This window comes from Pseudoalteromonas sp. GABNS16E, from assembly GCF_028598715.1.
Classification (GTDB): Bacteria; Pseudomonadota; Gammaproteobacteria; order Enterobacterales; family Alteromonadaceae; genus Pseudoalteromonas; species Pseudoalteromonas atlantica.
Genome location: NZ_JAQREZ010000042.1, coordinates 1 through 20,346 on the forward strand (window position 1 = coordinate 1; position 20,346 = coordinate 20,346).

At 41.8% G+C, this 20,346-nt stretch carries 16 protein-coding genes and 1 pseudogene; 8 read left to right on the forward strand and 9 right to left on the reverse strand.

Annotated elements, in window-relative coordinates:
- Nucleotides 1–208 precede the first annotated feature (208 nt).
- The 4 genes from PSI06_RS15450 to PSI06_RS15465 all read left to right on the forward strand — a co-directional run bounded on the left by PSI06_RS15450 (nt 209) and on the right by PSI06_RS15465 (nt 3,601).
- Complete coding sequence (locus PSI06_RS15450) at nt 209–721, forward strand: DsrE family protein (RefSeq protein WP_273604202.1); 513 nt, start codon at nt 209–211, stop codon at nt 719–721.
- Nucleotides 721–1,344, forward strand: a complete 624-nt coding sequence (locus PSI06_RS15455) for a GDSL-type esterase/lipase family protein (protein WP_256845717.1) — start codon at nt 721–723, stop codon at nt 1,342–1,344. Before PSI06_RS15450 ends, PSI06_RS15455 begins: the two co-directional genes overlap by 1 nt.
- A 126-nt stretch (nt 1,345–1,470) precedes the next feature.
- Complete coding sequence (locus tag PSI06_RS15460) at nt 1,471–3,021, forward strand: EAL domain-containing protein (RefSeq protein WP_273604203.1); 1,551 nt, start codon at nt 1,471–1,473, stop codon at nt 3,019–3,021.
- 58 nt (nt 3,022–3,079) lie between these two features.
- On the forward strand, nt 3,080–3,601 hold the full coding sequence (locus PSI06_RS15465) for a hypothetical protein (RefSeq protein WP_029773638.1): 522 nt from the start codon (nt 3,080–3,082) through the stop codon (nt 3,599–3,601).
- 33 nt (nt 3,602–3,634) lie between these two features.
- Here PSI06_RS15465 and PSI06_RS15470 read toward each other — a convergent pair whose 3' ends face one another.
- Nucleotides 3,635–5,884, reverse strand: coding sequence for a TonB-dependent receptor (locus PSI06_RS15470; RefSeq protein WP_273604204.1), 2,250 nt, complete (start codon nt 5,882–5,884; stop codon nt 3,635–3,637).
- 279 nt (nt 5,885–6,163) lie between these two features.
- Here PSI06_RS15470 and PSI06_RS15475 point away from each other — a divergent pair.
- From PSI06_RS15475 to PSI06_RS15490, 4 genes and pseudogenes are all read left to right on the forward strand, one after another.
- Nucleotides 6,164–7,174: pseudogene (locus PSI06_RS15475) on the forward strand (LacI family DNA-binding transcriptional regulator); the annotation flags it as partial.
- A 164-nt stretch (nt 7,175–7,338) separates the two neighbouring features.
- Entirely contained in the window at nt 7,339–8,577 is a 1,239-nt protein-coding gene (locus PSI06_RS15480; protein ID WP_273604205.1) for an MFS transporter, read from the forward strand.
- A 16-nt stretch (nt 8,578–8,593) separates the two neighbouring features.
- A complete protein-coding gene (treF, locus tag PSI06_RS15485) occupies nt 8,594–10,096 on the forward strand; it encodes an alpha,alpha-trehalase TreF (protein WP_273604206.1) in 1,503 nt (500 codons plus the stop codon).
- A 172-nt stretch (nt 10,097–10,268) separates the two neighbouring features.
- A complete protein-coding gene (locus PSI06_RS15490) occupies nt 10,269–10,958 on the forward strand; it encodes a response regulator transcription factor (protein ID WP_064387111.1) in 690 nt (229 codons plus the stop codon).
- Between the two features lie 252 nt (nt 10,959–11,210).
- Here PSI06_RS15490 and puuE read toward each other — a convergent pair whose 3' ends face one another.
- From puuE to xdhA, 8 genes are read right to left on the reverse strand one after another with little or no spacing between them, the layout of a single operon-like run.
- Nucleotides 11,211–12,149 (reverse strand): allantoinase PuuE, encoded by a 939-nt coding sequence (gene puuE, locus PSI06_RS15495; protein ID WP_273604207.1) that lies wholly within the window; start codon nt 12,147–12,149, stop codon nt 11,211–11,213.
- A 1-nt stretch (nt 12,150) separates the two neighbouring features.
- The gene (locus PSI06_RS15500; protein ID WP_273604208.1) at nt 12,151–13,356 is read right to left on the reverse strand and encodes a urate hydroxylase PuuD; all 1,206 of its coding nucleotides are present in this window, start codon (nt 13,354–13,356) and stop codon (nt 12,151–12,153) included.
- 4 nt (nt 13,357–13,360) lie between these two features.
- Complete coding sequence (guaD, locus tag PSI06_RS15505) at nt 13,361–14,725, reverse strand: guanine deaminase (RefSeq protein WP_273604209.1); 1,365 nt, start codon at nt 14,723–14,725, stop codon at nt 13,361–13,363.
- Nucleotides 14,726–14,727: 2 nt separating this feature from the next.
- Nucleotides 14,728–15,066, reverse strand: a complete 339-nt coding sequence (gene uraH / locus PSI06_RS15510; RefSeq protein ID WP_248461803.1) for a hydroxyisourate hydrolase — start codon at nt 15,064–15,066, stop codon at nt 14,728–14,730.
- Complete coding sequence (gene uraD / locus PSI06_RS15515; RefSeq protein ID WP_273604210.1) at nt 15,063–15,563, reverse strand: 2-oxo-4-hydroxy-4-carboxy-5-ureidoimidazoline decarboxylase; 501 nt, start codon at nt 15,561–15,563, stop codon at nt 15,063–15,065. Before uraD ends, uraH begins: the two co-directional genes overlap by 4 nt.
- Complete coding sequence (gene xdhC / locus PSI06_RS15520) at nt 15,560–16,450, reverse strand: xanthine dehydrogenase accessory protein XdhC (protein ID WP_273586950.1); 891 nt, start codon at nt 16,448–16,450, stop codon at nt 15,560–15,562. The genes uraD and xdhC overlap by 4 nt, the downstream gene beginning before the upstream one ends.
- Complete coding sequence (gene xdhB / locus PSI06_RS15525; RefSeq protein WP_273604211.1) at nt 16,443–18,782, reverse strand: xanthine dehydrogenase molybdopterin binding subunit; 2,340 nt, start codon at nt 18,780–18,782, stop codon at nt 16,443–16,445. The genes xdhC and xdhB overlap by 8 nt, the downstream gene beginning before the upstream one ends.
- Nucleotides 18,769–20,268, reverse strand: coding sequence for a xanthine dehydrogenase small subunit (gene xdhA / locus PSI06_RS15530; RefSeq protein WP_273604212.1), 1,500 nt, complete (start codon nt 20,266–20,268; stop codon nt 18,769–18,771). The genes xdhB and xdhA overlap by 14 nt, the downstream gene beginning before the upstream one ends.
- Between the last annotated feature and the right edge of the window lie 78 nt (nt 20,269–20,346).

Genomic DNA, 20,346 nt, shown 5'->3' on the forward strand with positions numbered 1-20,346 from the left:
TAAATGCGGTGTCTAAAGCTGTTTTAATATTCATAAAAAAATCCGATGGCAAATGCTCATCGGATTCTTACATCTATAGAAGATCGGTCAACTGATCATTAAAATATTTCTTAACTGATCGGCATTACCCAAAAGGTTGCTTAAATTGCAGCCTTTTTTGGTTGTCTCTGGTAGTTTAGTAATACGCTTAAAAACACAGGATTGTTTTATGAAATATTTACTAGGTTTAGTGCTGCTTTTTAGCCCGTTTATTAATGCTAATGAGCAACCAATTAACGGGTTTGGTAATTATTATAATGTACCAAAGCATGACAAAATTAATGACGCTACGGTATTTAAAATAGCATTTGATGTTGCCGATGGCGCTAAAAAAGGCGAGCAAAATAATTCAATAAATTCGCTAGCGCGTTTTATTAAAATGCATGTAGCGCATGGTGTAAAGCTTAAAAACATTCAGCTTGCATTAGTTGTACACGGCAGCGCAAGCGTTGATGTATTAGCTAATAGCGAATATAAAAAACGTTTTAGCGCTGATAATAAAAACCAAGCGTTAATTAAGCAGCTACTTGCTAATAACACTCAGGTATATGTGTGTGGGCAATCGGCAACTCATTTTAAAGTAACGCCTGAGTTGCTTATTGATGGCGTAAAAATGTCGCTTTCTGCGATGACCGCGCACGCACAACTTCAACAACAAGGCTATACACTTAACCCATTTTAATGACGCAAATAACAAAAAATATACTCTGCTTTGGCGATTCTAATACGTGGGGTTTAAACCCCGAAACAGGTAAGCGCTATGATGAAAATACCCGCTGGACGGCGCGGTTACAGCAACAGCTAGGCAGCGGCTTTACCGTAATAGAATCAGGGCAGCCAAACCGTACGCTTGTGAATAACCCACCTTTTACAGGGGAGCTTAATGGTATTCGCTATTTAAAACCCGATTTGCAGCAATACGCTTTACACACGCTCATTATTGCACTTGGCACTAACGATTTAAAAAAGCGCTTTAACTTAGCCCCAGCAGATATAGCCACCGGCCTTACGCATTTTATTGGCTCTATTAAACAATTTTACTCGCCTGCTAACTTACCAAACATAATTGTTATTGGTCCTTTATTTATTAACCCTCAGCATGGGTTAAGCCGTATTTATTTAAACTGTAATCAAAAGTTATTGCCCTTAAACGCTCTCTTTAAACGTATAGCACACGATCACGCGCTTAATTACGTTGATATATCACACTTTAACGCCCCCCTAGGGAGTGATGGTATACATTTAAATAGCCAAGGCCATAAGCAGCTTAGCGATATACTCAGCCACCTAGTTTTGCAATTATAATGCAAACAAATCAATAAATTAAAAACGTAATTTGCTTTAATTATTTTACAAGCTTGATTGCTTTTATGCCCAGATATGCAATTATTATTGCACCTGACTCACACACAGCTTCTTTAAAAAGGTGTTATGAAACAATATCAACGTAGGTCTTTAATTGCAGTATTAAGCGGTGTCGTGGTTTTTATTATATGTGCTAGCACACTGATGTACTTTGCTGCACAAAAGCTAAGTAGGCAGTTAGCGCGAGATTCAAATTATATTGTTCAACACATAGATGCTGCCGCAACAGAACGTAGAAAAATTTTAACCCGCCTAAATAACGCAAACGCTAAACAATGTAATAACAATACATTGATAGAAATGCGCCGCGCGTTGTTTGATGCACAATACGTGATAGATATTGGCTTTTTTACAGATAATGAGCTGGTTTGCACCACCGGTGCAGGAAAGCTGGCAGCTACAATTACCGATAATCCTCCCGACTACATTCGAATTGATAAATACGATAATAAACCTGTGCGCGTAAGGTACGAACCGCAATTGTATTTGCTTTTGTTTAGTGGCCGTGCAATGGAAGTGATAATTGTAAGGCAAGGTAATTACAATTTAATAGTCGATACGCGCGCTTTTAACGATAAAGTAATTGTTTCTCCTCAGTGGGAAGTACTTTATAAAAATACGCGCGAGACGTTTCATTTAGCGGGGGTTAAAGGGGTTTATGAGCAGGTAAAAAATCACGCATTTTTACCTTATGAATCAATTATTAAATGCAGTACTAATAACCCCGGGTACTGCGCAGCCGCACAACTTCCGTGGAGCCAATTTTTTGCTGATAATCAATTTTTATTGATTATTTCGCTTATTTTAATTTCGTTAGCGGGTGTATCAAGTGGACTGTTAATTGACTATAGCTTAGCGGCTAGGCGCTCAACTATCACGCGGGTGCGCAAAGGCCTTAAAAAAGGCTCATTTTATTGGACCTACCAACCCATTATTTGTTTGCAAACAGGTAAAGTGGTTGGCTGTGAGGCATTGGCCCGTTTTGAAGATAAATACGGGGTTTTATTCCCTGATCAATTTATTCCTATTATCAGAAAAACCAATTTAACGTGGCGCTTTACCCAAGCCATGATTGAAAAAGTACTACATGAGCTAACCACCGTTGAGGCATTACCGCGCAATTTTAAAATTTCTATTAATATTTTTCCCTATGATGTAGAAACAGGCAATATTGCGCTTTTAAAAGACATACCTGCACTCACCGATTCGCGCTTTATTATTTGTTTAGAAATAACAGAAGACGAATATTTAGACTCAACAGTTGCCCATACCCATTTTAAAAGGCTGGTTGAGGCGGGCTTTAATTTATCGATAGATGATTTTGGTACGGGTTATTCTAACTTAAAAAATCTACAAAACTTGAGCTTTCATCAGCTTAAAATTGACCGCACCTTTGTACAAGATATAACAACACAAGGCTTAAAGGCATCAATGATCCCTAATATTATGGCGTTGGTACGTAAATTTAACTACACCTGTGTGGCAGAAGGCATAGAAACAAATGAGCAAGAAGCCATACTAAAACAAGCTGGCGTACATTACGGCCAAGGCTGGAAATATGCCAAGCCCATGGCACTTCGAGAGTTTAAAGCGTATTTAAAATTGCAAACGGTTTAAACGTGTTTTACCTCATATACGTATCAGTATGATATTTATAACAGTGTAAGGTTTTAAAATGATTAAAATAATAGCCAGCGCATTTATGGTGTTAATGCTTAGTGCGTGCTCAGCTCAATACCCAAATCAGCAAATTACCGGTAAGCAGTTTCCTACCATTAGCGGCCAAAGCCTAGATGAGAAAAGCGTAACCATACCGAGTGATTTTAAAGCCGATAAAACCTTGTTACTTATTGGCTATAAACAAGATAGCCAATTTGACATAGACCGTTGGTTAATTGGCTTAGATATGACAGGAGTTACATTACCCACTTACGAACTGCCTACCATAGCAGGTATGGCCCCGCGTATGTTTAGTACATTTATAGACAGCGGTATGCGCAAGGGTATACCAAAAGAGCTGTGGGGCGGGGTAATCACTATTTATGAAGATGGTGACACTGTGCAAAAATTTACAGGTAATAAAAACCCAAACAATACTCGCGTTGTTTTAATAGATAGCAAAGGTAAAATTTTACATTTTTACGATAGGGGCTTTTCGGTAGAGGCGCTTAATAAACTAAACGAAAAAATAAAATAAAGGGAGCCAAGCTCCCTTTAGTATTAAGTGTGTTTAAAACGCATAACTTACACTAAAGCGCGTAGTGCGTGGCATAATATAGCGGCCATTTGGGGCATCGGCATTACGTGGGTCGCCCTCTGTTATACCTTGCTCATCCGTTAAGTTATCAATGGCCAGTTGTAGTTTTATGCCTTCCATAGGTTCTAAAATTAAACCTAAGTCTACTTTTTCGTAGCCATCAAGAGTCACCGTGTTTTCGTTGTTACCAAAGCGGTCATCAACCGCCGACAGTGTGCCATATAAAGTGGCATACATACCTTGTAGTTCAAAGTCGTAGCTAGGTGTGATACGCACTTGCCACTTTGGCTGACGCTGAGATTCATTTCCTTCATTGGTTGGGCTTTGCGTTATTTCGGTTTCTTGTAGTGTGGTATTTAAATTAACCGAAAAACCCGACTGATGATTAAAGTTATAATCAAGCTCAACACCGTACGCTTCGTTTGTTAAAATTTCTGCAGGTACACCTGGGCGGCGTACAAATGTATCGCCCTTAACTTCGTTAACAAACAAGGTCGCGTAAAAGTCTGTAGAATCTGAAATAAGTTTGTAGCCAAATTCGCCTTGGGTTACTTCTTTAATTAGCTTTTCGCCGCCTTCATAAGCGCTAAAGTTATCTCTAAAGTCGTCAAAGTAAGGCATTTTATAACCACGGTTTACGCGTGCAAATACACCCATGTCATCGTTTATTGAATAGTTAATCCCTGTGGTCCACGATGTTTTACTTTCATCATAGTTAACTGTTTTGGTAATAATTCCATCAAGGCCTTCATCAACACTGTATTCTACTTCATGACTTTCGTGGCGCACGCCTGCATCTAATGTAAAGTCTTCGGCAAATTTGTATTGAGCTGTTACATAAAACGCATTGGTGCGCGCATCACCTGTTGAGCTAATATCGTAGTTAAAATCGCAGCCATCAGTGCTTTGATTACACTCAATGCCAGTTAGCGACTCGCCGCCTGCTTCTAGTACGTGGTAAGCCGTATTACCTAAACTCCACCAATCGTTTGCCGATGTACTGGCTGTGTAGTAACCAAACGTGGCTGATAAATCATCAAATTGCTTTGAAAACGCTAAATCGTTTGTAAATGAGCTAATTTCTTTTAAAACAACCCAGCGGCCAAGTTGTTGTATTGGAGTATCGCTTGCGTACTCAGTATTGGTTACTGCACCAAATGCGGTTTGCCCGTTATCGGCAACTGCACCAACCGTGGTTGCTGAGCCACTTGGCACCAACCCGTATGTATTGGCATCCCCTTTAGTTATATTAAAGCGGTCAGAAAATTGCCAACCATTATCAAGCTCTAACTTAATGCTACCGCCCGAAACATGCCCATCCCAGCCTCGGCCATCACCTAGGTCTATATCATGTGCTTGTGCATCAGGGCCTGTGAATATTGTTGCTTGGCGGTTCAATGTGCCAAGTTGGGTATATTCTGCGTCAATCCCTTCAATATTAAGTGGGGTAGGTAAGTACCATGCACCATGATCATCTGTTTGACGGGTATAAAAATTAAGCTCGCCGTTATCTAAATCTTTAGTGATATTAATAGTAAATTGGCTGCCTTTCTCAGAGGTAAAACCTGCATCACGAATACCCGGAGAGCTTTTTACATAGCCGCCAACCATAAAGTATAAATCGTCAGTAATTTCTCCACTAATAACAGCATCTACTCGTTGTAGGTCGTAATCAGATGTTGTGTATTTAAATAAGCCTTCGGTGTCTTCATCACCGCGCTTTAGCCTAAAGTTAGTTGTTAAACCCGGTTGGCCGTTTGATAAAACAGGGTTTGGCCCACCGCGTAAAGCCTCCATGGTCTCAATCGTTTCATCAATTCTAAAAAGTGAAGAGTTTTCTAAAAACGATAATGTAGGGGCCGGGTAAACGGGTGACCCTTCAATACTTAGGGTTAAAAATGGGGCGTCACCGCCGCCAGGAAAACCACGTACAAATACATTGGCACCAGATTCACCCCCTGAGCTTTCTACCCAAACCCCAGGTACGGCTTTAAACAGATCGGCAGTGCTTTTAGGTGAAAGTTTAATAATTTGTTGGCTATCAATATTTGTAACAGCGTAGCCTGCATCAATTTTTCTGATGCCGACCCCGGTAGGTGTGCCCGAAACAACAATTCGCTCTACCTTGGTTTCTTGTGCTTGCTCTTGTGCAAAGGTGGCGTGTGAGCTCAAGGCTAAAGTTATAGCGCACGCTAATGTACTTTTTGCTTTATTGAATGTCATGTGTGATCCCGTTTTTAGTGTGTTAAACAGTGTGTGATTTACTGCGCTGTATACAAATTTTTTATGTAAACAGGCTGTATATGATGAAACCTTAAAGATTAATGCAAACGTTTGCAATATTTATTTGTAAATTATTTATGAATTATATTTGTAGAAATATTGAGCGTAAAAGCCAAGGTATGGCTTTTTTAGCCTGTGAGGCAAGCCAGAAAAAATTAATAATGCTATATTGTCAGCTAGTTACATTAAACTTTAGTTAATACAACGCGGCTCAGGGTTTTCATGGATAACAAAAAAATAAAATTAGCTGATTTAGCAAAGCTGGCAGGGGTGTCTACCTCTACGGTTTCGCGTGCTTTAAATGACAACCCGTTAATAAAACAAGAAACACGCGATAAATTAAAACAACTCGCTAAAGAGCATAATTTTAGTTTAAACACCGCTGCAAGCCGCTTGCGAACGCAAAAAACAAATGTTGTTGCTGTTATCATTAACTTAGATGAACAAACCGAACAATCGATTAGCGATCCATTTTTACTTAAAGTGGTTAGCGAAATTAATCTTGCACTTAATCAACAAGGGCTAGAGCTTTTATTGTCTAATTCAATAATGGCACAGCACGATTGGGCCAATTACTTTATTAATGGCCGAAGGGCCGATGGCATTATTGTGGTTGGGCAAGGTAAAGATCAGCGCAATATAGAGGCGGCTGCTAAAGCGGGGATCCCTTTGGTTGTGTGGGGAGACCCTAAAACACCCAGTAATTACCCTATTGTAGGCAGTGATAACTACCTAGGTGGAATGCAAGCCACTGCGCACTTAATCGAACACGGTGCAAAAAATATTTTATTTTTAGGTGACCCAGAGCACGGTGAAATTAGCGAAAGACACCGCGGTTATGCGGCTGCGCTATCTACGCATAAACTAGAGCAGCACGTTGTTTCTATTGATATTACGAGTAGTTCGGCGTATCAAGAAATTAATAGTCTATTACGCGAAAAAGGGCTCTACTTTGATGCAATAATGGCTTGTAGCGACATGGTTGCCTTAGGTGCAATGAAGGCGCTAAAAGAGCGCTATGTCAGTATTCCTAATGATGTTGCATTGGTGGGCTTTGACGATATAGCAATGGCAGATATTAGCCATCCGTCGCTTTCAACAATTAAACAAAATACTCAATTAGCGGCTGAGCTTTTAGTTAAAAAGCTTATGCAACAATTTATGGGTCAAAAAGTTGAATCTCAAGTTATTGATATAGAATTAATAACTCGCCAATCGAGCAAACGCTGATTTATGAATGATAGGTACAAACTTTAAAACTTAAAATGCAAACGATTGCATTGAATTTTATTCTACACTAAACTCAACGTTCACTGACACAAACACACACGCTAATTACCCAAAGGTGTTAGCTTTAATCGTTATGGCGCACTGCGTTATAAGTAAGGCAAGCTATGAGTAAAACAAAAATCACACTAGCAATTGCTGCAAGCTATTTTATTTTCGCAATATTATTAAATAGCGTAGGAACAGTCATTTTGCAGGCAATAAACACATTGGGCGTTAGCAAAACTGAGGCGTCTGTTTTGGAAGGGTTTAAAGACTTATCAATTGCGATAATGTCTTTTGTTGTTGCCTCGTTCATTCCTAGATTAGGGTATAAGCTCGCAATGTTAGGGGCTTTAGCGGTCGTTGCATTAGCGTGCTTAAGCACCGCACTGAACAGCGAATTTTATATGTTTAAAGTGCTATTTGCAGTGATAGGCTGTGGCTTTGCGGTAGTCAAAGTTTCTGTTTATTCGATTATTGGCCAAGTAACCGAAGATGCTAATAGTCACTCGTCACTTTTAAACACCATCGAAGGCATTTTTATGGTGGGTGTATTAAGTGGTTATTGGATTTTTACCGCCTTTATAGACCCAAGCCAAAGCAATGCGTGGCTCAATGTTTATTACGCGTTGGCTGCGCTTACTTTAATTGTATTACTAAGTGTTGTTATTGCACCGATTGCGCCTGCAATTGATAAAAATAAAACTGACTCTAGTTTGAGTGACTTTATAGCCATGCTTAAATTAACGTATCAGCCCTTGGTGCTTATTTTTATTATAAGTGCATTTTTATATGTCCTTATTGAACAAGGCGTAGGCACTTGGCTGCCAACCTTTAATAACCAAGTTTTACAATTGCCTGTGGCTATAAGTATTCAGTTAGCGAGTATTTTTGCAGCGGCGTTAGCGTTTGGTCGTTTAGTTGCGGGGCAGGTGCTTAAGCACATTAATTGGTTTTTTGTACTGTGTGGATGCTTAGTCGCCATGGCATTACTTATTATTATAACGTTACCCCTAACTGAAAACCTACCTAATACAGTAATCACTAGCCTATTTGATGCACCACTGGCTGCATTTGTTTTGCCCCTCATTGGTTTTTTTATGGCGCCAATTTATCCAGTGTTAAATTCGGTAATGCTCAGCGCATTAGAAAAGCACCAACATGCAGCCATGACAGGATTAATCGTTGTGTTTTCAGCACTTGGAGGCACAACTGGTTCAATGATCACAGGCTACGTATTTGAGCATTTTAGTGGTCAGCACGCATTTTACCTGTCGTTAATTCCCATTAGCTTAATTTTTATAAGCGTGATTATTTTTAAACAGCGCACCCGCGCCATTTCTCAGCACGCTGCCAGCATATAATTGATTTAGGATTGTTATGAATTTTTTTGAGAGCCAGTTATTTAAAGATGTACAGACCCAACATATTTTTGATGACTGTAAAACATTTGCAGATGCAACTGCACGAACCAGCTGGCAAAGTGCGTGTAAACACTACGAGCAAGTAGCACCACTTAATCAAGCCCAATTAAAAGAGTTTGTAAATGCTCACTTTATTACGACCCCCTTACTACGTATGCAAAGTGAGCCAGATACCGCAAGTGTTAAACACTACATTAACTCTTTGTGGCATGGTTTGAGACGGGCGGCTGATAAACCTAAAGCCGATTCTTTATTAGCATTAAAGCATAGCTACATTGTGCCTGGTGGGCGTTTTCAGGAAATATACTACTGGGATAGCTACTTTACAGCGCTCGGCTTAATTGATGCTAATAAACCCGAGATTGTTGAAGATATGCTGCAAAACTTTATCGACCTTATAAACGATTATGGGTGTATTCCAAATGGCAACCGCAGTTACTACTTATCGCGTTCACAGCCACCTATTTTAGCGCTTATGGTTGAATTACTATGGCAGCACGAACACAGCAAAACCAATAATGTAGCATGGCTTGAAAAATGTGTTGATGCGCTTGAAAAAGAGTATGCGTTTTGGATGCAAGGCGCAGAAGAGCTTACTAACGAGAAAACGGCACTAAGGCGAGTTGTAAAAATGCCATGCGGTGGCAAGTTAAATCGTTATTGGGACGATGAAGCAGCCCCTAGGGCAGAATCCCTGAGAGAAGATCTGGCACTCGCAGAGGGCTTAGCTGAGCATAAAAAGCCCGACTTTTATCGACATATACGTGCTGCATGTGAATCTGGCTGGGACTTTAGTTCTCGCTGGCTAGCTGAGCCTAATTCACTTAGCTCTATACAAACAACCGATATATTACCCATTGATCTTAATTGTTTGCTTTATAACCTAGAAAAACAGCTTAGTAAGTTTAATAAGCTGCTAGGTAATAACCAACAAGCCGATTTATTTAGCGACTACGCAGCAGCTCGCCGCACACTGATTAATAAATACATGTGGAGTGAGCAACAACACTTTTTTGTTGATTATAATCATCACAAAGCGAGTCAATCTAAGGTGTTAAGCGCTGCCGCATGTACTGCATTATTTTTTAACTTAGCGTCTGAGCAACAAGCTCAACATATTGCCAAGCGACTAAGCCGCGACTTTTTAAAGGCCGGCGGCATAGTTACTACCGTTACCTCTACATCACAGCAATGGGATAGCCCTAATGGGTGGGCTCCGCTGCAGTGGTTTGCTGTTAAAGGGCTTAATAATTACGGTTTTAGTGATCTTAGTAAACGTATAATGCAAAACTGGCTAACAATGGTAGAAAACGACTTTTCTGTTAATCAGTGCCTACTAGAAAAATACAATGTGTGCGTGCCTCAATTAAAAGCAGGGGGCGGAGAATACGTAGTACAGCAAGGTTTTGGCTGGACTAACGGGGTTACCTCACGCTTTTATACGTTATGTGAGGACTGATCAGAGCAGTATTTTATATGAAAATAATTCATTCATTATCATTAAGTTATTGTAACTATTAACTAAATATAATTGGTGATTGTTTTATGCCGTGTATGAATAATACCAAGGGCGCATTGTAAGTTGTTAATAAGTTCGGTAATGTGGTGTAAACATTTCAAGGAAGAAATCTATGCTACAACCACACGCCGTTTTTGTAAAAACCACGTTTCAATCTTCTTTTCACTGTGAAAGCTACACAACTATATTAAAAACCATGCAAGCCATTTTTGGCGATATTAAAATGGACGACGTGATCCCTAAAAACGAGAAAAGGGACAAGTTTGATTTATTTTTAATTGATGGCGCTAAAAATAACTGGTTAGATTTGCTGCCTGCCGACTTAATTTGCCTCGCTAAAAAGCATAAAGTTGTCTTATTTAATGTAGAGCCCAATGCCGTGTGCGAAAAAAACCTACTGCTAAATCATTTCAATGGTGTGTTTTATAAATCAGATGCACCAGAAACTATTTTTAAAGGGCTAGTTAGAATAACCGCAGGCGAGTTATGGTTTACGCGAAAGGTTATATCAAAAGCGTTTTCAGATATTCTCTCGGTTGCCTCTTCGTTTAATAGCCTACAAGAAGATATCACGCTTAAAAAAGGCGATTATGCGCACCTTACTAAACGTGAAAAATCGGTTATTCACTTAATTGCTCAAGGGGCGAGCAATAACGCCATTGCCGATAAACTTAATATAAGTGACCACACCGTTAAAACGCATTTGTACAGTGCCTTTAAAAAAACCAATTCTCGTAACCGTGTTGAATTAGCAAATTGGGCTCAGCGTTACATATCGGTTTTATTACCTATGGCTAAGTAAACCACTACTCCTAAAGTGACCTTAAGCCCAGCACTGCTGGGCTTTTTTTTACGATAAATCTAATAAGCTCTTAGAGTTTAGTTTTAACGGCTCACATCTAGGCTTTTTTATACCAATGCGCATAATTAAATGATCTATTTTGAGGATGGATAAACGTGTTGATAGCAAGGCAAAAAATTCGCTATTTAGTTGTTCTAAATGAGAATTTTAACGCAGATAGCGACACGTTTAGCCCCTGAAAATGATTAAGTACTATTGCGGATTGGTATTATACGGATGAGTTTTAAGCCAGTGCTCGGCTATTTGTTCGCGCGTGGCAAACCAAACTTGCTCATGCGATTTAGCATATTCTAAAAACCGTGCAAGGGCTTTAATGCGCCCAGGGCGGCCAATTAAGCGACAATGCAGCCCTATCGACATCATTTTTGGGGCGTTTTCACCTTGTGGGTCGCCTTCTTCATAAAGCGTATCAAAGGCATCTTTTAAATAATTATAAAACTGATCGCCGGCATTAAAGCCTTGCACTGCAGCAAAGCGCATGTCGTTTACATCAAGCGTGTAGGGCACTATTAACTGTGGTTTACCTTCTTTAATACTGTAAAAGGGTAAGTCGTCGCTGTAATCGTCGGCATCATATAAAAACGAGCCATTTTCAACCACAAGGGCTGCTGTGTTAGGGCTTGTGCGCCCGGTGTACCAGCCTGTGGGCTTTTTACCAGTAAGTGTTTGAATGATTTCAATGGCTTTTTGCATGTGCTCGCGCTCGGTTTGTTTATCTATATATTGATAATTAATCCAGCGCAGGCCGTGGCTTGCAATTTCGTGCCCAGCCTCAACAAAGGCTTTAGCTATATCGGGGTGGCGCTCAAGGGCCATTGCCACAGCAAAAATGGTGACCGGTATATCGTATTTTTTAAAGAGTTTAAGTAAGCGCCACACACCCGCTCGCGAGCCATATTCGTAAATAGACTCCATGCTTATGTGGCGGTCTTCTACATGCGGGGCGCTGACTATTTCAGATAAAAACGTTTCGGCTGCTGCATCACCATGCAGTACACAGTTTTCACCGCCTTCTTCGTAATTTAATACTACTTGCACGGCTATACGGGCTTTATTAGGCCAGTTGGCATGCGGAGTGTGTGCACCATAACCAATTAAATCGCGCGGGTAATGTTTAAATTGCTCGCTCATGTTACTGCTCCTTTTTTACTGCGCTAAGCCAAGTGCCAAGCATTTCACGCTCTGCATCAGTCATTTTTGTCATGTTAGCCAATGGCATGTCTTTGGTTATAACCGCGCGAGTATGGATAAGTGCACTGGCTTTTTTTACATCAGCAAGTGAGTCGAGCTTAAAGCCGAGCGGCGCGGTTTGAAAAAGCTTTGAGGTAGGGGTTTCACTGTGGCACTGTGTACAGTGTTTATTAATAATATCCCACGCTTGTGCATCGCTTATACTTGCTTGTAGATCATTTTGTGCGTTTACAGAGCTACTTGGCCACGGTACTATGGCTAGCATTAACGCAAAAAACGCGGCAATACCGCTTATTAGTACTGAAGGCTTATTAACACCTTGGTGCTTTAAGTTAAAAAAGTGGCGTATCCACATACCAATAATAAAAAAGCCAATAAGCACTAACCAACCAAACTCATGGCTATAGGTATACGAAAAATGGTTACTTAGCATAATAAATATAACTGGTAGGGTGGCGTAGTTATTATGTACTGAGCACTGCTTTGCTTTTAAGCCCGGCGCTGAATCAGGAATGCGCCCAGCTTCTACTTCGCTTACCATGTAGCGCTGTGCAGGCATAATAATGTGATATACATTACCGGCCATACAGGTACCAATTAATGCACCAACATGAATATACACTGCGCGGTCACTAAATAGCTGATCAACCCCATACGTCCATAACGCTAAAAAGCCTACACCTAGGGCAATAAATGCCTTGCCATTTTCAACAAGCGGTCTTTTACACAATAACCGATAAACACCATAGCCTAAGCCTATAAAACCAAGTGATGCACCAATAGCTGCAAACTTACTGAGCTCACTTTTACTGGCATCGAGTAAATACACATCTGCACCCACATAATATAACAGCGTAAATAACAGCGCGCCGCTGATCCAGGTTGTGTAGGCCTCCCATTTAAACCAATGTAGGGTAGAGGGCATTTGTTCTGGGCCATTTTGATACTTAGCCACTTCGTAAAAGCCGCCGCCATGAATAGCCCATAAATCGCCTTTTATGCCTTTATCTTGTTTCCATTGTGGCGGTGTTTGTAAGTTATTATCAAGCCACACAAAATAAAATGAGGCGCCTATCCACGCTATACCTGCTACCACGTGAAAGTATCTAAACACCAAATGAGCAAGCTCAAATAAATAGTTTTCCATCGGGTTATGCCTCTTCTAAATCGGGTGTAGGTGTGGCTGCAAACTGGGCTTGTTCGTCGCGTTTATACACGCTTTTACCCATAATGTAGGTTTGTTCAATACAGCGGTCGTCGCCTAGCATCATCATGGCAAAAAGCTGTTCGTGAAGGGTTTTGGCATGGCCAATTCTGAATTTTAAAAACGAGGTGGCCGCGTAATCCATTACAATAAAGTCGGCCTCGCAGCCTTCATTAAAGTTACCTATGGTGCCCTCTAAATCAAGGGCACGTGCGCCGCCTAGGGTGGCTAAATAAAACCCTTTAAATGCTGAGAACTTTTGACCTTGTAACTGCTGAATTTTGTACGCTTCGTTACCCGTTTGTAGCATAGAAAAACTTGTTCCTGCGCCTACATCGGTACCCATACCCACATTTATTCCATGCTCTTCACATCTCTTTAAATTTAAAAGGCCCGAGCCTAAAAATAAGTTAGAGGTAGGGCAGTGCGATATAGCCGCGTTGTTATCGGCAAGGCAGCACAGCTCACGCTCAGATAAATGAATGCTATGGGCAAATACCGAGCGTTTACGCACCATTTTAGCTTTCTCGTACACGCCTAGGTAATCATCAGCCTCTGGGAATAACCCTTTTACCCATTCGCACTCGTCTTTGTTTTCAGATAAGTGGGTATGCAGGTAGGTGTCGGGGTATTCTTCTAATAATTGAGTACATTTTTGTAGTTGCTCTGGGGTAGATGTGGGTGCAAAACGTGGCGTTACCGCATAGCTTAACCTATCCACATTGTGCCATTTTTCTATCAGTGCTTTTGATTGATCGTAACTGGTTTGCGCGCAATCAGATAAATCGTCAGGGCAGTTTCTGTCCATCATTACCTTACCGGCAATCATACGTAAATTACGTTTTTGAGATTCGTTAAAAAACGCATCTACCGATTGCGGGTGCACAGTGCCAAATACCAATGCGGTAGTGGTGCCATTACGCAGTAGCTCGTCTAAAAAGCGATTAGATATATCTTTTGAATAATGCTCACAGGTAAACTTTTTTTCAGTGGGGAAGGCGTATTCGGTAAGCCAGCTTAAAAGCTGCTCGCCATACGCGCCGACCATTTCGGTTTGCGGCAAATGTATGTGCGTGTCTATCATGCCGGGCATTACCAGTTTGCCATCGTGGCGAATAATAGTGGCTGACTTATCAATGCTTGGCAGTATGTCTTGCTCGTAACCAAGGTTAACGACTTTGCCGCTTTGAATAACTAACGCGCCTTTTTCAAAATAGCGATGGGCGCTTTCGCCGGCTATGGCGGGGTCGTCAACAAAATCGAGTATGTTGGCACACATTACGGTTATTTTATTATTGTTGTGGGTGCTCATAATTAGCTGCCTCTGTACGTTGAGTAGCCAAATGGGCTAAGCAATAACGGAATATGATGGTGTTTTTCATCTTGTAATCTAAAGGTAATTTGCGCCTCTGGGTAAAACGCAGGTGTTTCTTGGTTTTCATAATAGCTGTCTAAGTCAAAAACCAGTTTATAGGTGGCAAATTCTACGTCTGTGTTGAGCCAGTCGGTAATTCGCCCGTCGCTATTTGTTTTACCTTGAGCAATTAATTGCCACTCGTTATTAGTGAGTAAAAACAATTGTACAGCTACATTTTCAGCCGGTTTGCCTGTGCTGGTATCTAAAATATGGGTAGTGATAGGGCTTTTATTCATAGCAATGACTCCAATCTTATTTTTGTTATTTTGGCTTGTTCGCCCGCGGCTATATTAAGCTCTGTGCTGCGGGTGTTGTGTATGCGCTGCTCAATAAGTTCAAGCATTTGCTCAGCACTTTTACCACTGGCACACACAATAAATATAAAGCCAAATTTACTGAGGTATTCTTTATTTAGCGCAATCATTTTTTTAAGGGTTTGCTCGTTTGCTTTACTCATGCCTGATTGTTCGTGCCCTGCTTTTTGCGCTGTAGCGGCGTACTTTTTACTTAAAGTTGATAAATCGCCTATTTGCGGGTGGCCTTCAAAAGCGGCTAAATAATCGCTATCGCCTAGGCTATCCCATACGCTTTGTGCGCTGTTAAATAAGTGCTCTTTATTTTCAAATGGCATGATATTTAGCATACCGCTTACCCAGTTAGGGGCGGCGCAACAATGCTCTAATGCTTGATGCGCTTGCGCTGCATTTAGGTTATTAATTTTTAAGCTACTCATGCGTTTTCTTCCTCGTGCGTGGTGCTAATTAAGGCATTTTTAAGTGCACGCCATTGCAAGCCTTGGCGTTTTGGCGCATGGGTTTGCATAGCCTGATAAAGGCCAATTAACTGCCCGCTAATTGATATTGCCACTTCCATAGGGAGCTTGCCCGTTACATTTTCAAGCCCGACAGGGCAGGTCATTTGCTTTATTTGCTCGGTGGTAAAATCGCGATGGGCTAAGCGCTGTTTAAAGCGTTTTGCTTTAGTATCTGAGCCAATTACACCAAGCCAATTAGCATCAGCGCGTTTAATAATGGCTTGTGTAAGTGCAAAGTCGAGCTGGTGGTTATGGGTTAATATTAAGTAATTATTAGCCTTTGGCGCACGTTTAACTTGCTCTGTTGGCTCTTCATCAACCACTTTTATTACGTTATTAGGAATAACTTGCGGGAATACATCGGCGCGGCTATCTATCCAGCGTATACGCATAGGTAATTGCGCTAATATACCAATAAGCGCCTGTGCTACATGGCCTGCGCCATAAATATCAAGCGTAAAGCGCTCGCATTGCATGCACTCAAGCATAACGGTGGCAGCTCCCCCGCAGCATTGGCCTAAATTTGCGCCTAGGTTAAATTGCTCTATCACTTGCGCTGCCTCGCCTTTGGCAAGTAGCTCGCGTGCTTTTTCTATTACTACGTATTCAAGGTGTCCACCGCCAAGGGTGTCGTAAATATGCTCGCCGCTTATTACCATTTTAGAGCCTGTGCCACGTGGGGTTGAGCCATTGGTGCCAAGCACAGTGGCAATAACATAATTAGTGCCGCTTTGTTCATGCTCGTTTATAGCTTGCGCCCAATTTTGCGTATGAAAACCCTGAAACGACTCATTTAAATTAGCCATGTTGCTGCTCCTTAAACCAGCTAGCGGTTTGCTCAATTGCATTTAATACACGCTCAGGTGTGGCAGGTGTATCAAGTGGGGCGGTGTATTTGTAATCGGCCACACTGCTTATAGCATTACGAATAGCACTCCACACACTAAAGGCCAACATAAACGGCGGCTCGCCAACCGCTTTTGATCTAAATACCGTGGTTTCTGGGTTGGCCGAGTTATATAAATTTACATTAAATTCGGCAGGGGTATCGCCAATTGCAGGAATTTTATAGTTAGCAGGGCCAAAGCTTGCAAGCTGGCCTTTATCATTCCATTGTAAGTCTTCGGTGGTAAGCCAGCCCATACCTTGCACAAAGGCACCTTCAATTTGGCCTATATCAAGTGCAGGGTTAATTGAGCTGCCCACATCGTGCAGTATATCCACGCGGGTTACGGTGTTTTCGCCTGTCAGCGTATCTACTTCTACTTCACTGAGCGCTACGCCGTGTGCGTAGTAAAAAAATGGCCGGCCTTCGCCTTTCGCTCTATCGTAATGAATTTTAGGCGTGGCGTAATAACCGGTTGATGAAAGCGATATACGGTTCATGTAAGCAAGGTTTGCAAGTTCGCTAAAGCTAATTTCGCCTTTACTAAAGGTAATGAGGTTATCTTTAAATACAATACTTTGGCTGTCTACTTCAAAGTGCTCACTTATAAAGTTTATTAAACGCTCTTTTATAGTATTTACCGCGTTTAGCGCCGCCATGCCATTTAGGTCAGTCCCGCTTGATGCAGCAGTTGGCGAGGTGTTTGGTACTTTGTCGGTACGAGTAGCGCTTATGCTTACTGCGTCAAAATCAACGCCAAAGCCATGGGCTACTATTTGCGCTATTTTTGTATTAAGCCCTTGGCCCATTTCGGTGCCGCCATGGTTTAAATGAATTGATCCATCACTATATACATGCACTAATGCACCCGCTTGGTTTAAGTGCTGTACGGTAAACGATATACCGTATTTTACCGGCGTCATTGCAAGGCCTTTTTTGATAATAGGCGATGATGCGTTAAAGGCTTTAATTGCCTTTTTTCGCGCCCAGTAATCACCCGACTCCTCAAGCTGGCTTATCATATCTTTTAAAATATGCTGCTCTACTCTTTGATGATACGGGGTGGTGTCGCGGCCTTTTTTGTATAAATTAAGTTTTCGGATCTCAAGCGGATCTTTACCTAACTTAGCGGCTATGTCGTCCATTATTAGCTCGCCCATGATCATGCCTTGCGGGCCACCAAATCCTCTAAATGCAGTGTGGCTTACGGTGTTTACTTTACAGCGATTCCCTTTAATGGTGGCAGCTGGGTAGTAATACGCGTTATCGACATGAAACATTGCGCGGTCGACAATGGCATCAGATAAATCAGGCGAATAACCACAAAACCCATTTACGGTTACATCAGCGCCTTCAATTAGGCCATTTTCGTCAAACCCTACATGGTATTGGTTATAAAATGGGTGGCGTTTACCGGTAAGTTTAAAGTCGTCACTGCGGGCTAGGCGCATTTTAACGGCGCAGCCAAGGTGGTAAACTGCAAGCGCTGCAAGGCAAGCCCAAGGCGCGCCTTGAGTTTCTTTACCGCCAAAGGCTCCGCCCATACGGCGGGTTTCTACGTTTACAAAGCTAAATGGCTTTTTTAAAATTTTAGCAACTAAGTGCTGCACCTCTGTTGGGTGCTGCGTAGAACATTGCACATGAATCCCGCCATCGTTGTCGGGCTGAGCAAGTGCTATTTGCCCCTCAAGGTAAAAGTGTTCTTGCCCGCCTATGTGTATTTCACCTTTAAGTTGGTGGGCTGCATTATTAATGGCTTGCTCGCTATTACCGCGGTTAAGTGAATGCGGCGGCCTTACCCAGTGCTCTTTTTTGATCGCTTCTTTAATATCAAGTATGGGGGTGGTTTGCTCGCATTCTATAACCACTAAGCGAGCAGCGCGGCGCGCAATTTCGTAGCTTTTGGCAACCACTACCAGCACAGGTTGCCCGTGATATTGAATTTCGTGATTGGTTAATAGCACATCCCCAGGAAATACTGGGCCAATATCAAGCTTACCGGGTACATCATCAGCCGATAAAATACGTTTAACGCCTGCCACTTCAAGCGCTTTACTTGTATCAATTGATTTAATAAAGCCGCTGGTAATGGGCGCAAGTACAGGGTAGGCGTGTAAGCAGCCATGAGGCTCTGGGTTATCGTCGGCGTAGTTTGCATTGCCACATACTTGTTTTATTGCGCTTTCGTGATACTTAGATTGGCCAACACTTCCGCCTTGGGCTTTTAGTTTATCCATTTCAAAGTGACGCATGTGAAATCCTCGTAATGGCAATGTTGTTATTATTTTTACTACTTGGCTTTGCACCACAAAACTCAATACCAATACGCTGTAGCAAGTTTTTGCTTACCGTAGTGCGGTAATGTGCGCTGCTACGTACATCGCTCATGGGAGCAAAGTCATCATTTATAGCACTAGCGGCATCTATAAACGTGCTTACTTGCAAAGGCTGAGCATTAAGTTTTTGCTCTATATGCGTGGCGCGTTTGGGTATGGCAGCCATACCGCCCATGGCGCAGCGGGCATTGTTAATTACGCCTTGTGTTTGCTCTATAGCCAGCACTAAACACACAGTAGATATATCATCTTCAAAGCGTTTTGAAATTTTATGACACGCAAGCTTTAACGAGTCTAGGCGTTTAGGTACGGTAATTTTGCTAATGACTTCATCGCTTTTAATGACTGTTTTTTTGTAATCAACAAAGTAGTCGGCTACGTTTATTGTGCGTGTGCCTGCAGTGCTTAATAAATCTAAGGTGGCATTAAGTGCAATGAGTAAAGGGGCCGGATCGCCAATAGGAGAGGCATTTCCTATGCTGCCACCTAAGGTGCCACTGTTACGTACTTGGTTAGAGCCAAGGCGTTCAAACAGCTCCTTAGACTCTGGGTAGTAAGTGTAAAACGCTTCAACAAATTGGCTGTAAGGTAGTGCTGCACCAATATGTAGCTCGCCGCTGTTATCGCTTAAAGTGCACAGCTCACTGGTTTGGCTAAGCGATATAATAATATCGGGCAATAGCATGTTTTGGCTAAGCTCAATGGCAAAGTCGGTGCCACCAGCAACCAAGTATGCCTGCGGGTAACGCGCTTTAAGCTCAACAAGTTGCGCTGCACTTTGCGGTAAATAAAACGTACGAGGGCCATTTTTTAAACAAGGAATGTCATCACCTATATTTAGTGATGCCTTAAATTGTGCCGCCATGGCAGAGTAAGGCTCATTTTTACGCTCGTAGCTATAAGCTTTTTCAACTGCAAGTAAAATAGGGCTGTAACCCGTACAACGACATAAATTACCCCCTAGCGCATGAATAGCGGCTTTTTTACCTGGGTAACTTGGGTTATCAATATAAAGCGCCAACATGCTCATTATTATGCCAGGGGTACAAAAACCACATTGCGAACCATGGCACTCAACCAATGCGCGTTGCACCGGGTGTAAATCGTTAAGTGTAGGGTAAAGTCCTGTTGTTACAGCCTCTACGGTTACTATGTGTTTTGCGTGTGCATTACCTAATAAAAGCAGGCAGCTATTCATGGTTTTATAGTGCCAAACTGGCTCACCGTTTGAATTTAGTTTTTCTTCGCCAACTAAAATTGTGCATGCGCCACAATCGCCTGTAGCACACCCTTCTTTGGTGCCCATTTTCCCTTTTTTGGTGCGAAGCCAGTCCAAAATGGTGAGATTCGGCGCGCATTCTTCTACTTCTATTGGCGTGTCATTTAATAAAAACGTAATCACACAGACCCCCTTAACTTTTATAAAGCCCTGATATGTAAAGGCTTGGCGTATATTTTTTCTTGTTGTTTTTAAGCAGGT